We start from the raw sequence: 14,013 nt of genomic DNA, 5'->3' as shown, positions 1-14,013 counted from the left end.
CAGTTAATACCATGCTGTGAACAATAATGACGTAGTTTAAGCGGTTTTATCGGTGTTCGTCCAACCTTGATGGCGTAATAATGCATCTATTTTTGGTTCTCTTTTTCTGAAATTGCGAAATGCATCAAGTGCAGTATTTTTTCCGCCAACTGCTAGAATAAACTTTCTAAACTCTTTTCCAGTCTCGGTATTAAAAATACCTTCGCTTTCAAAGCGGTCAAAGGCATCACTGGCTAAGACCTCAGCCCATTTATAGGAATAATAGCCCGCAGCATAGCCACCCGCGAAAATATGGCTAAAACTATGCTGGAAACGGTTATAGGGAACCGTTGGCACCACTGCAAATTTGGCTCGAATATCGTTCAGCGTTTCCTGAATCTGCTGGCTGTTTAAAGCAGGTGTTTGGCGGTGAATTGTTAAATCAAACAGGGCAAATTCAATCTGACGTAGCGTTTGCATACCAGACTGGAAGAAACGTGCATTGAGCAGGGCAGATAGCAATTCTTGTGGCAATGTTTGCTTGGTCTCGGTATGTTCACTGAGCACATCAAGGCTTTCATTATCCCATGCCCAAAATTCCATAAACTGACTTGGCAACTCCACTGCATCCCACGCCACACCATGCGTCCCTGCCACTGAGATATTATCCACTTCGGTCAGCATGTGATGTAAACCATGACCAAACTCATGGAACAAGGTAATCACTTCATCATGGGTCAGCAAGGCAGGTTGATCGCCAATCGGTGGGGTAAAGTTGCAGACCATGTAGCAAATGGGTTTTTGTAGACCATTGGCCGTTTGCACACGAGAACGGAAACCACTCATCCATGCGCCACCACGTTTGCCATTGCGTGCATATAAATCAAAATAGAAACCGCCGACCACTTGACCTTGATCTTCAATTTCGAAATAACGTACATCATCCTGCCAAACAGGCGCCTGGCGTTCAACGATCTGGATACCGTAAAGGCGCTGCACAATCTGGAATAAACCTTGAACCACTTTTGGTGCAGGGAAATACGGTTTAAGCGCTTCCTGAGAAAGATTGAACTGTTGTTGTTTCAACTTCTCAGAATAATAGGTTGAATCCCAAGGTTTGAGTTCTTCAATTCCATCTTGTTGTGCAATACTTTTTAGTTCAGCAATTTCAGCAAGTGCAGGCGTACGCGCATGCTCTGCCAAATCTACTAAGAATTGATGAACAGTTTCAACATCAGGTGCCATTTTGCTGGCAAGGGAATATTCAGCAAAGTTGTTAAAGCCAAGTAGTTGTGCCATTTCCTGACGTAAGCTCAGGATTTCTTCCATCACAGGCGTGTTATCAAACTCGGTTTTATCCGATTGATCTGATGCACGGGTGACATAGGCTTTGTACAGCTCTTCTCGCAACTCACGATCATCAGCATAAGTCATGATCGCAAAATATGCAGGAAAGTCCAATGTCGCAACCGCTTGCTCAAGCTCACGTTGTTGTCCGTATTGTTTTAACAGTTCAACACTGCTTTGAGGTAAACCTTTAAGTTGTGCTTCCGTTAAAGGCTTGAAATAGGCTTGGGTTGCATCGAGCACATGGTTTGAGAAGTCTGAAGACAGCTGTGATAAACGTGCCGAGATTTCTGCATAACGCTTTTTAGCTTCGCCTTGGAGTGCAACACCAGACAGTTTAAAGTCACGTAGCGCGAGTTTAATGGCGCTTTGCTGTGCTTCGCTGAGGGTCTGGAAAATGCTACTGTCATGAATCTGTTGATAGGTTTGATACAGCGCCGTGTGTTGCCCCAGTTGTGTATAGTATTCACTGAGGCTTGGGAGTAGTGATTGGTAAACTTCACGGGTTTCGGCATTGTTCATCACGGCATTGAGGTGCGACAAAATGCCCCATGACTCACTCATGTTATTTTCAAGCTGATCAACTTCGGTCAAGGTTGCCAATTGTGCCTCGCTGTTTTGTGGCACTTCCTTGAGTTGATTTAAGAAGTTTTGACCGTTTTGAATGGTTTGTTCAATTTGTTGTTTTAGGTCAGCAAGTTGAATTTGATCAAATTGAGGAACGGGAAGTGTCGCTTGTTGGAGTGTCATTGTATTTTTGCCATATCATCTTTAAACATAGGTATAGATGTAGGGCTTAGAGGGGGAGAAATCAAGTAAGAGAGATGTTAAATCCAAATAAAATAGCCCTATTAAAATAGGGCTATTGTGGAACACGGAAAATATTGAGCTAAATTAGTCCTGCTTAGCTTTCGCATTGGACTTTTTCTTTTTTACTTTCTTCTTGGCTTTTTCTTTGCTTTCAGGCTTGGTTGAAGCTTTTTTAGCAGGCTTTTTGGTATAAGAACTTGGTTTGCTCTTATCCTTTTTCTTGCGTACAGGCTTCTCACCATCTTCACTGATTTGAGAAGTTGCGGATGGTTTACTAAAAACCTCTTCAGTAGCTAGAGCTTTGGTAGATGTGGTGCGGGGGGCTTTATGGCGAATCACACGCCCCAAATGCGTCAACTGTTGAACCAATTTGAAGTCAATTTTACGTTCTTCCAGATTGACGCCTGCAACCTGAATCTTGACTTCATCGCCGAGACTAAATGACTGTCCACGATTCTGACCAATCAAACTTTGGCTGGCTTGATCATATAAGAAATAATCTTCACCCAGTTGGCTGACATGAATCATACCATCCACATATAAATCTTTGAGTGTAACGAATAGACCAAACTCAGTCACCGCACTAATAATACCAACAAACTCATCGCCTAAATGCTGTTGCATATAATGGCATTTCAACCATGTGGTGACGCTACGTGAAGCTTCATCGGCACGACGTTCAGTTTGTGAAAAATGCTCGCCAGCTTCATCTAAAGCGGCACCAGACAATGGATAAGCTTTCTTATCGAGATAGGCTTTAATTGCGCGGTGTAACAATAAATCTGGGTAACGACGAATTGGTGAGGTGAAATGCGTATAAGCTTCATAAGCAAGACCATAATGTCCTGCATTATTCGCACCATAATAGGCTTGCATCATTGAGCGTAACAACACCGCATGAATACTTGGTGCATCTAAACGATCTTTGGTTGCTTCAATGACTCGTTGATAATCGGCTTGTGTTGGTTGCTCTGGGAATGGCAAACCGAGTAATTTGACGAAATCACGGACTTTTTGAATACGTGAGAATTCTGGCGCTTCATGTACACGATACAACATCGGAATATCATGTTCTAATGAGTATTCAGCTGCGGCAACGTTCGCCAATAACATACATTCTTCAATCAGTTTATGCGCATCATTACGAGTACGTGGCAAGATTTCCTTGATTCCACCTAACTCATCAAAGGTCATATAGGTTTCAATGGTTTCAAATTCCATCGCATGACGTTTGGCACGTAGTTCTTTTAGTGTCTGATAAAGCTGGAATAGGGTATTTAACGATTTATGAACGCTTTTATCTTGCGGAATGGCATCGGTTGCACCGTCAAAATAAGCAGCCACCTGATTATAGGTCAAACGTGCTTTGGAATGCATCACCGCAGGGTAGAACTCATAACCTGTGACTTTACCTGCACGTGACAGTTTTAAATCGCAGACCATACACAGACGGTCAACATGCGGATTGAGAGAACACAATCCATTTGACAATGCTTCTGGCAACATTGGCAAAACAAAGTGTGGGAAATAAACCGATGTACCACGTTCTTCAGCTTCTTCATTTAAAGGTGAGTCTAAACGGACATAATGGCTCACGTCTGCAATTGCCACGACAACACGGTAACCACCGCCTGCACGCTTCTCTGCATACACGGCATCGTCAAAGTCACGTGCATCTTCACCATCAATCGTGACGAGTGGTAAATCGCGTAAATCAACACGACCTTTGCGATCTTGTTCTGAAGGTTCTTTAAAACTTTCAGCTTCTTTAATGACGGCCTCTGGAAATTCATAAGGCAAACCAAATTCTAAAATGGTTTGTGGAATAATAATTTCAGTGTCAGCTTTGTCCGCCATCGACTGTACAACATGACCTGTCGCTAATTCTTCACGAGTCGGGTAATCATCAATCGCAACTCGTAGCATATCGCCAACTTTGGCATTGGCATGTTCAATCAATTCTTTTTCTAAGGTAATTGGTTGGTGCTGATTTGGATTGCTTGGCTGAATAAAGTATTCACCTTCATGTTCAGCGACTTTACCAATAATTTGTTTGACACGACGTTGGACGACTTCGGTAATAAACCCCCAAGCTTTACCTTTACGGTCAACAGAAGTTTGGCGTACTTTAACGCGATCACCATTAAAGACTAGACGTAATTCACGTTCAGGTAATAGTACATCATCCTGACCTGCGATATTGGCCGTACCTAGACCTTTACTATTGATATAGACCGTTGCTTCATGGCTTGGTAAATCGGTTGCAGGTTGGTATTTAAAACCATCTTTCATTAACTGACCGTCACGAACCATTGCACTTAAGCGATGGTTCAAGGCATCAATACTTTTTTGATCTGGGATATTAAAGTGGTCAACCAGCTCTGCATGAGACTGTGCAGTTTTTAATTGTTCTAATGTACTTAGAATAAGAGTTCGGCTAGGAATAGGATTATCGTAACGTTGCGCTTCTGCTTTTGCTTCGGGATCAACCCAATTTGTAGTCATATCGTTTCATTTCACATCTGGCAGATCGGTTTAGCATAAGTCATTCAAACTCTAACTGCACGTCAAAGATTGCAAGATTCTGTTTATTGTGCCGATCTAAATAAAGGAGAGAACACTATATTAACAAGCGTAGCGCTAAAAATGACGAAAAAATATAAGAATTGATTAAAAAGTATTTGATTGAACTGAAAAAGAAGAAAAAAACAGGAACATCCCTTGTGTAATACGGTTTTAGTTTGTATTATTGCGCTCGTGTTACGGTGAGATGGGTGAGTGGCTGAAACCACATCCCTGCTAAGGATGCATACGGGTAACTGTATCGAGGGTTCGAATCCCTCTCTCACCGCCACTTTACTTAAAGCGCTCATAGCTCAGCTGGATAGAGCACTTGGCTACGAACTAAGGGGTCGGGAGTTCGAATCTCTCTGAGCGCACCAACTTAAATAAATTAACCGCTTAATTGCGGTTTTTTTTGTGCCTTATGCCTTTGCCTTAATTTTCTGTACAAACACTGCATTACCGCCAACTGCTGGCAATACGTCATGATATGGCAGGCTTCGCATTGCCCTGAGTAAAAAAGGTGCTTTTTCATCAATTTTCATGCTGGTGGTCATTTTCAATAAAGCACCCTGATTAAGCTCGGTAAATCCCATCTGGCCTTTAATAAAACGCAAGTCACCACCATTGGCATAAAAATTATTTTCGCTGGCATTTGGATAATTAAAATGCAGTTTAAAGGCAAATGGAATATTAATGACACCTAAGCCCACATTGACCTGAATATCTGCATCCTGTCCCTGATTCTGAATAGGGGTGGTCACCACCTTTTTGATTTGCCGAGGGAATAAATCCTTATAGGCCAATGGAGTGAGCCATTTCTGTAGCTGTTGTGGTGTCTGTTTATAAAACTGATAGGTGGTGGAAAACCGCATGGCTTCACGTCCATGCGTGTACATGATGCTGGTCGGGGCATGCAGAAAGCTAACGGGTTGCTGTGATGTCTGGCTGAGCTGGGCGATTTTTGTGAGCTGGGTTGCATTGAGTTGAGGGCTTGGCATTTGCCCGCCATCAAGTGGGGCAGTGTTTTTTCCAATAAAACGGGTTCTTAAAGCCTCTAAAACAAAGGCGTTGCTAGTGCTGGGAACTCCAAACTTGACCTCAGGAATTGCGTTTAAAATTTTCTTTAAAATAAATCCTTTCGGTTGGTTGAGGTCACCCCACTGGGTTAGTGTCACCAGGGTCCGATGCTCATCCAGTGCAAACCATTCCAGTTTTCCGACCCCATAGGGAATGGGAGCGTCAATGACCAGACTGGCGATGCTGTTCGGCTTGATCTGGTGTTGCAGCGTGACGTCCTCATTGAAATTGAGTACAGGAATTGGTGTTGGAATTGAGACCTTGTATTTCACCTGTACGATATTGCCCGACTGTTCAATGGTCTTGGCTGATTTTAGGGTTGGAAACAGTCCCACATAATGACTAAAGTCTGTCAGCGTTTTCGCCACCTGTTGTGTATTGGCAGGGACGATGATGGCAGCGGAAGTAAAGCTGACAGTGGGTTGAGGATTGCTTTTCAGGGTGGGTACTGAAGTTTTTACCGCAGGGTGACCATAAATAAAAATAGTGTCCTGAGTATAACTGGCCAAGAGCTGTGGATTGTTCTGAAAAGGCTGCAAGGCACTTGGGATATTGTCTGTCCATGTAATGATTTGAGTAAAACCAATTTGACTTATCCCGAATAAAATACCTGTACATAGCAGGCGGGTAAAATAAGACATAACATTCCTTTGATTTTTTATACGTGACTGAGCTGGAAATTCAGCATTTCAATCTTGATCAATGCCAGTAAATTGGAAAATAGTTATAAATTTTTTTGTGTGTAAAGAATAGCCATATTGTGTAAAACAACGTCTTAGCCACTAAACTGGTATAATATTTACGCCCATCCATGATGAAACAAATTGAAGTCGAGCATGTCTGAACAACGTCCAGCGCTATCCCTGCGTTATTACCTGAATTTAGAAGAATCCCAGGATGGTTTTGCTTTAGTGACCTTTGGTAAAAAGACCTTTACCCGTTTTTTAACCCCACTGATTAGTATCGCCATTATTGTATGGGGTATTTATCTTGGTTTTTCGGGTGTGGGGCGTTACTACGTTGCATTGGGGGCCTTTTTCCTGATCATGCAGGGGCTGATGCGCTATTGGTTGCTGCCGATGTTGTTTAAACGACAGTTTGTCCGTTATCAGTTTGGCAAGAGTGAACAGGGCATTGACCTGTATCAGGATCATTTTGAGCTTTATGCCACAGGTAAAAAGCAAAGTGCGCAATATGCCGAGGTGCAGTCTTTCGCCATTGGTAAACTGACCTATATGCTGGAACTGAAAAACCATACCGTGGTGATTGTGCCAAAACGGGCGTTTACGGATTCAGCAGCGCAAAGTAAATTTGAAAATAGCTTTAAAAAATAAATAATCTTGCTAATAAATAAGGAAATGCCATGAGCACCTCTCCATCAAAAATTGTGTGTGTCGGTCGGAACTATGCTGAGCATGCAAAAGAGCTTGGCAATGTGATTCCAGATCGCCCGATTTTATTTATGAAACCTGCAAGTAGTTTGGCGACTCTAGCGCAAGGCATTACATGGAACAAGGCCTTGGGTGAATGTCACTATGAATGTGAAATCTGCCTGCAAATTGCACATCCCCTGTCTGGCGAAACAGATCGGGAAAAAGTACTGGAGGCGGTGGGAGCACTGACACTGGGACTGGATTTAACCCTGCGTGATTTACAGGGTGAGCTAAAAGCCAAGGGGCATCCGTGGGAACGTGCCAAAGCATTCGATGGCGCATGTATTCTGGGGGAGTGGATTGAAACCGATGAGATTGGTGACCTACAGGAACTTGAACTGATCTTGACCATCAATGGTGCCGAACGCCAGCATGGTTTCACCAAAGATATGATATTTGATATTGCCGATTTACTGATTGATATTAATCAGGCATTTAGCCTACAGACAGGTGATGTGATCATGACGGGAACACCAGCGGGTGTAGGTGCTTTACAGCCAAATGATCAACTCACCCTAAAACTGATTACCCAGTCTGGGGAATACGACTGGAATACTTTTGTCCGACCATAATCATGCATTTACAACATGCTGCGGGTTAAGTCTGAAAGTAGCCAATGACTCGCCTGTTAAAGTCATTGGCTATGCAGATTTATTTCGGTTCTGTCGACATCTCAAAGATGGTTGAAAGAGGAATAGACAGTTTAGCCGCCAAATAGTCGTTGCTTTCAATCAGGGCTGGGCCAAGTCGCTCCATCCATTCATCATTCTGATGCACATTGAATACATCAGGGCGTAGAGGTAAAGGATAAGGAAGAGCGGTAAAGAAACTCCAGAAATCAACCTGCGCCAAATTCCGTACCAATACATATTCATCCTTATCTGTGCGCTTGATGAGATTTTGATTTTCAAGTTGCAGGATATAGGCAGGTAAACGCCCCAATTCACCACGACCAATAATATCCAGTAGTTCCGTTTCACTGACACTTTCACCGATTTGCTGTTTTTTATAAAACAGCTCCAGCATGTCGAGTAACATCAAAATTGGATGGCGCTTTTGCTCCTTGCCTAAATTAAATGCAGTGAGGGCATAGCTGACTTCCACACCCAGTAAAATGATGTTCCAGGACAAATAGATCCAGAGCAGGAAAATGGGAACGGCAGCGAATGCACCATAGACAATTTCATAGCTAGTGAAGTTGCTCATGATCCAGCCAAATAAACGTTTCAGGGTTTCAAAAACCGTTGCACTAAAACAGGCGGCAATCACTGCTGAAAAGATCGGGACAGTGCGGTTTGGAATGGTCCAATATAAAATGAAAAAGCCAGCAATCGTAAGTAGAAATGAAATCAACCATAAGATTAATGAACCATTGAGTTGATAGCCTGCAAAGTTGTTGCTGAGAATGTTCATTGAGGCGACAGTTGAGGAAAGTACAAACGCACTGCCTAAAATGATCGGGCCCAGTGAAATAATGGTCCAGTAACGCATAAAGCCAATCAGGCCTGTACGGGTTTCCTTGACCCGCCAGATACGATTGAAAACGGTTTCAATCGAAGACAGCATCAGTACGGTGGTGACAAAAAGAAATAACACCCCAATCACGGTGAGGTTACTGGATTTTTCGGTAAATGCGTTCAGTGCCTTGTCAAAGGCAATGGTGCTTTTAGGCAAAAAGTTGCTGTAGATCAGTTGTTGCAGTTGTTGTCGGGCAGGTTCCAGTGCCTTGATGGAGGAAATGATAACCAGAAAAACGGTCAGCATAGGGACAACGGCAAACAGGGTGGTATAGGTGAGGGAACCCGCCTGGTCCTGACAGCGATCGGCCTTGAAACGCCGTAACACAAATACAATAAATTGAAACCATGTTTTTTCTAAAAAAGGCAGTTTGTTTCGATATCGTTCGAAGATCATGGGTTCATCCTATTGTTTTAATCAAAATCCTATGCGTTTCACAGAACTTATTACCGCTAAAAATATAAAAAATATCGTATAGTGTTCTTTTTAACAAAATTATTGAAAGTAATGCAACCTTACGTCCTTGTTCTTTATTACAGTAAATATGGTTCAACCAGACAGATGGCACACCTGATTGCAGATGGAATTGAGGCTGCGGGTGTCACTGCCCGTATTCGTACCGTTCCAAATCTGGCCACTGTGGTGACTGAGGCTGAGCCGAGTATTCCTGCTGAGGGAGACATTTATTGTACCCTGGATGATCTCACCCATTGTTCAGGTTTGGCGCTTGGTTCACCAACACGTTTTGGCAACATGGCCAGTGAAATGAAATATTTCTGGGATCAAACCACCAGTTTGTGGCTGAATGGCGCATTGCACAATAAACCTGCCTGTGTGTTTACCTCTTCAGGTTCAATGCATGGTGGGCAGGAAAGCACCTTGTTGACCATGTTACCGCCATTATTCCATCATGGCATGATGATACTGGGCTTACCCAATTCAATCCCTGCATTATCCAATACCAAAACAGGCGGCACCCCCTATGGTGCAAGTCATGTCAGCGGTCCACGCCACGATCAAGGTTTAAGCCAAGATGAAAAAACATTATGTGAGGCGCAAGGTAAGCGTTTAGGCGAAGTGGTCAAGGCGTTGGCTGCAAAGTGATAAAATAAAAGCCATAGCAGAATAGTTTTCCGCTATGGCTTTTATTTTTATATCTCTACTAATACGGTGTCTATTTCTTGCATGATCCGATTTGTTTCGGTCAACGCAACAATGATTTTTTGATAATGCAAAATATCTTCAAAATCTAAAGCCCGATCTTTACGGTCTTTGAGCCATTTTTGAGCAGGTTGATAACCGCCAATATAAAAAGTCCATGCCACTTCAGGCACATTGGCAAAGTATTGCGTGTCGTTAATATAAACATGTCCATCTTTATAGATTGGTTTTTCGACGATATTGCCGCCGTCTTCTGGATATTGAGTAATGTATTGCTCAACGGTTGGACTTTCGAGCAAGTGAATGCGCCGTAGTTCGCCACCGAGTTTGACCAATTCAATAAAGGTTTTGGTGTTAGTTGGATATGGCACACGTGGAAAGTCGATTTTTAGAAATTCTTTGTAGGTTTCTCGATACTTTGGCGAGTGTAAAACTGCATAGATATAGTCCAGTAGGTCTATTGGCGCAAATGTACCGTGAATGTCTTCTTTTTCATCGGTAAAGCTTAAGCCGATCTTGGATGCGATCTGTTCGACAATGTCTTGATTTAAATTAGGCGTGCGGATCGCTTGCTTGTCTAAAGTATTTTGGGTGGTGTCATTATAAAGATAGAGAGGAAAAATATAATTGTTATCCAGCGATGAGCTAATGCTTTTGTCGGTAATATTTTGTGTAATGAAATAACAGCTTGCATCATTTCTCCTACTTCGTGTAGAGCTGATTGCTAAATTTTCATGAATCATATGTCTCATGGTGTCATTTCTAGGACGTCCCATAAATCCACTAGAAAATCCAGTATATGCTGAAAATCTAATATCAAAAGGACGATATGAAATTTTTATGATTTCAGGTTTATTGTTTTGTATATCTATTTTCGCATTCTCATATGACCAGCCTTTTGAGTTTGGTCTTTGATATTTTTTTAATAGGTCTTGAGAGCTTAATTCTTGAAAATCTGAAAGAATATTTTTAACAGATGTTTTATTAAAAGATATAGCGATGTCGTCACATTTTGATTCAATACCTGTGCTAAAAATCTTGAAAAACTCCGCAACACTAAACCATTTTGAGTAATGATTGATAAGTTCTAGATCTTTTTTTACGAAAAAGTAATTTGGTGCATCTAGGTGTATGTTTTGCCAAGATATTTGGTTTATAGAAAATTGATTTAAGCTTTCATATTTGAATTGTCTTCTACCAAACAAATCGTGATGGAGAACTTTAGCAAGTTCATCTTTTTTCTTTTTACCTGTTTTAATAAAGATGTTGATCGATACGCCTTGCATGATGTCAAAGACATTTTCATCTTTATGACCATCAGGTGTGGTTTCTTTTTTCTTAGTATTTCCATGTAAATCAATGATATAAATTTTATCGAAACTTTTAAGTAATTCGTGACGCATTTGACGGTGCGTAATGCCATCAATAAAACTATTGTTTGAAATGTAGGCTAAAATGCCTTCTCCATTTTTATCTATAAAATGTTGTCCGTAGCGGATAAATTTAATGTAATCATCATCAAGGTTAATTTTCCTCTCATTTAAGTTCTTTTTATAGTCAGCAATGAGGCTTTGGATCCAATCACTTTTATTGCTACTACTAACACTATACGGTGGATTACCAATCACACACATGACAGGTGTATCACGTTTTATGTGGTTGGCTTCATTGGCTTCGCTACTTAACCAATTGGCAAACAGTGTGCCTGTATCGGGGTGACTTTCTTCTAAACTGTTGGTTAAATACACTCGTAAGCGTTGCGCTTGCTTGGGTTTATAACCTGTATCGGTTAGCAACAAATCAAGTTGCAAATGCGCCATTGCATAACTTGCCATGAGCAACTCAAAACCATTTAAACGTGGTAATAAATGGCTTTCGACATAGTTACTCCAAATGCCTTGCTGCCCTGCAAATTTTTGATGAATATGTTTCACCACTTCGGCAAGAAACGTCCCTGTACCTGTGGCAGGGTCAAGAATTTGCACTTTATGCACTTCTTTGGTTTCGGTAATACGCTTGCCTTTGGCTTTACCTTTGGTAATGGCTGTACCTGTTGCTTCTACTTCAATCGTGGTTTTACTGGTATCGGCTAAACCTTGCGCTAAACCAAATTCGGTTTTTAAAATATCATCTACGGCACGCACAATAAAATTGACCACTGGGGCAGGGGTGTACCAAACGCCACGAGCTTTACGCAATTTGGGGTCATATTCACTCAAGAAAGTTTCGTAAAAGTGAATAATCGGGTCTTCCATTTTGGTGGAACGCCCATAATTTTTAAGGATTTCATGTACATTACAATGTAGAAAAACATCAACCAAGCTATCGACAATCCATTTAATACGGTCATCAATATCAGGGCCCGCAATATAGCCAAATAGTTTGCGTAAAAATGGATTGGTTTTAGGAATCAGTTCCGCCGCTTCCTGTCGGCTAAAAGTCGGTAAGGTCGGGTCATGTAAACGTGCGGCAAACATACCGTAAGCAATAGTTTGAGCATATACATCAGCAAAACCTTTCGGGGTAATGTCATGTATCAGGATTTGTTTAAAGGCTTGTTTTTGGTCTTTTAATGTACTGTCCTCAAAGCTATCTTCATCACTGGTTAAGGCTTTTTCAATCACATCAGAAAGTAGACGCGCTTTTGCTGCCATCATTTCTGCAAGTTTTTTAGGACTTTTAATGGTTTGTCCAATATGGGTACAAAAATTCTTGATGAGATTTTCAAAGACAGTAAAGTTCTCAGGAAGCGCTCGGATATGATTGCCAGTCACCTCAGCAATGGCGATTTTAGTGATAAATACGCCATCCTGATAAATATGAAAATTGAGATAGTCCGTAAAAATAAGATTGTTTAATGATGCTTTGTAACGATCAAATTGTTCTTTATTTCCTGTCTTTTTCAATCCGTCTAAGTCTTTATCACCGATATCTTTTGCTTCAATAAAGCCAATGGGAATATTTTTCTTTGTCAAAATATAGTCAGGTGCGCCACAAGATTGCCTTTTAGGTTCATTGGTCGCAGTAATATCTGGGACTATCGATTCAATCAGTTGGGCAAGATCGCCACGAAAGGTATGTTCTGTCGCATTGCCAAGTCGATAACGATGATTAATACGGTCTATATAGGTTGAAATAAAGTGACTCATATTGTTGTCTCATATTTGTTTAAGCTAACAATATAATTTATATAATAAAAAATCCATAAAAATGGGGGCATCAGCTCCCATCATTTTTATTTGGTTACTTGCCAGTCATAGATTTTTCTACGGTAGGCATACCACATCATCCATAGCCCAATAATAATCATTGGGAAGCTTAGGATTTGCCCTTTGGTCATCCAGCCAAACAGGATAAAGCCCTGATCTGCATCGGGTTGGCGGAAGAATTCCATAAAGAAGCGTGCCACACCATAGCCCATCAGGAATAAAGCTGAAACTGCCATACGTGGACGGGGCTTTGAGCTAAACCACCACAGCACGATAAACAGGATGAGACCCTCACACAGTGCCTGATAAATCTGTGACGGGTGACGAACCAAGCCCAGTGGGTCTGTTGGGAAAATCATCCCGAATGGATAGCTTGGATCTTGTACTGGGCGACCATACAGTTCTCCCCCAATAAAGTTACCAAAGCGCCCAAACATCAAGCCTGTTGGTACACAGGGTGCGATAAAGTCCAAGGTTTGGAACCAGGTTTTTTGGTATTTTTTACACCAAAATAACATCGCAATCATGACACCGAGGAAGCCGCCGTGGAAGCTCATGCCACCAGTCCAGACTTGAAATAACCACAGTGGATTTTCTAAGAATTTACCAAATTCGTAGAACAACACATAACCAACACGTCCGCCAAGCACAACGCCCAATGCACCGTAGAAGACCAGATCTGACACCATGTCGGCTGTCCAGCCATCACGTTGTTTAGCGCGATACGATGCTAAGCCCCATGCACAGAGAAAAGCCAACAGATACATGAGTCCGTACCAGTGCACTTTGACTGGTCCTAAGCTCAGTGCAACTGGATCAATATTTGGATAGGTCAGCATCGCTGCTCCTCAATTTTATATTTTGAGCAGATTGTAGCGGAATGATGTGAAAAATGTTGTACATTCAATGTGAAA

At 41.7% G+C, this 14,013-nt stretch carries 9 protein-coding genes and 2 tRNA genes; 5 read left to right on the top strand and 6 right to left on the bottom strand.

Annotated features, from left to right (window positions below):
- Window positions 1-36 precede the first annotated feature (36 nt).
- Together F972_RS12160 and rnr are read right to left on the bottom strand one after the other, a co-directional pair.
- The gene (locus F972_RS12160) at window positions 37-2,076 is read right to left on the bottom strand and encodes a M3 family metallopeptidase (RefSeq protein WP_004683246.1); all 2,040 of its coding nucleotides are present in this window, start codon (window positions 2,074-2,076) and stop codon (window positions 37-39) included.
- 144 nt (window positions 2,077-2,220) lie between these two features.
- On the bottom strand, window positions 2,221-4,641 hold the full coding sequence (gene rnr / locus F972_RS12155; RefSeq protein ID WP_004769871.1) for a ribonuclease R: 2,421 nt from the start codon (window positions 4,639-4,641) through the stop codon (window positions 2,221-2,223).
- Between the two features lie 259 nt (window positions 4,642-4,900).
- Here rnr and F972_RS12150 point away from each other — a divergent pair.
- Window positions 4,901-4,990, top strand: a tRNA-Ser gene (locus F972_RS12150).
- Window positions 4,991-5,001: 11 nt separating this feature from the next.
- A tRNA-Arg gene (locus tag F972_RS12145) sits at window positions 5,002-5,078 on the top strand.
- A gap of 42 nt (window positions 5,079-5,120) precedes the next feature.
- Here F972_RS12145 and F972_RS12140 read toward each other — a convergent pair.
- The gene (locus F972_RS12140) at window positions 5,121-6,419 is read right to left on the bottom strand and encodes an SRPBCC family protein (protein ID WP_004683243.1); all 1,299 of its coding nucleotides are present in this window, start codon (window positions 6,417-6,419) and stop codon (window positions 5,121-5,123) included.
- A gap of 195 nt (window positions 6,420-6,614) precedes the next feature.
- Here F972_RS12140 and F972_RS12135 point away from each other — a divergent pair, with 195 nt between their 5' ends.
- Window positions 6,615-7,112, top strand: coding sequence for a YcxB family protein (locus F972_RS12135; RefSeq protein ID WP_004678548.1), 498 nt, complete (start codon window positions 6,615-6,617; stop codon window positions 7,110-7,112).
- 29 nt (window positions 7,113-7,141) lie between these two features.
- Window positions 7,142-7,783 (top strand): fumarylacetoacetate hydrolase family protein, encoded by a 642-nt coding sequence (locus F972_RS12130; RefSeq protein WP_004678545.1) that lies wholly within the window; start codon window positions 7,142-7,144, stop codon window positions 7,781-7,783.
- Window positions 7,784-7,862: 79 nt separating this feature from the next.
- Here the strand turns inward: F972_RS12130 and F972_RS12125 are convergent, their stop codons facing one another.
- Window positions 7,863-9,125 (bottom strand): YihY family inner membrane protein, encoded by a 1,263-nt coding sequence (locus tag F972_RS12125; RefSeq protein ID WP_004678543.1) that lies wholly within the window; start codon window positions 9,123-9,125, stop codon window positions 7,863-7,865.
- 111 nt (window positions 9,126-9,236) lie between these two features.
- Here F972_RS12125 and wrbA point away from each other — a divergent pair, with 111 nt between their 5' ends.
- On the top strand, window positions 9,237-9,833 hold the full coding sequence (wrbA, locus tag F972_RS12120; protein ID WP_004757105.1) for an NAD(P)H:quinone oxidoreductase: 597 nt from the start codon (window positions 9,237-9,239) through the stop codon (window positions 9,831-9,833).
- Between the two features lie 47 nt (window positions 9,834-9,880).
- Here wrbA and F972_RS12115 read toward each other — a convergent pair whose 3' ends face one another.
- Window positions 9,881-13,039 carry a type ISP restriction/modification enzyme gene (locus F972_RS12115; RefSeq protein WP_004769869.1) on the bottom strand — a complete coding sequence of 1,053 codons (3,159 nt, stop codon included), beginning with the start codon at window positions 13,037-13,039 and terminating at the stop codon, window positions 9,881-9,883.
- Between the two features lie 86 nt (window positions 13,040-13,125).
- Window positions 13,126-13,938 carry a prolipoprotein diacylglyceryl transferase gene (lgt, locus tag F972_RS12110; RefSeq protein ID WP_004757107.1) on the bottom strand — a complete coding sequence of 271 codons (813 nt, stop codon included), beginning with the start codon at window positions 13,936-13,938 and terminating at the stop codon, window positions 13,126-13,128.
- Window positions 13,939-14,013: the final 75 nt, after the last annotated feature.

Origin of the sequence: Acinetobacter sp. CIP 102529 (genome assembly GCF_000368325.1) — a bacterium.
In the GTDB taxonomy this organism is placed as follows: Bacteria; Pseudomonadota; Gammaproteobacteria; order Pseudomonadales; family Moraxellaceae; genus Acinetobacter; species Acinetobacter parvus.
Note: the sequence above shows the minus strand (reverse complement) of the source record. Positions and strands in the feature narration are given on the sequence as shown.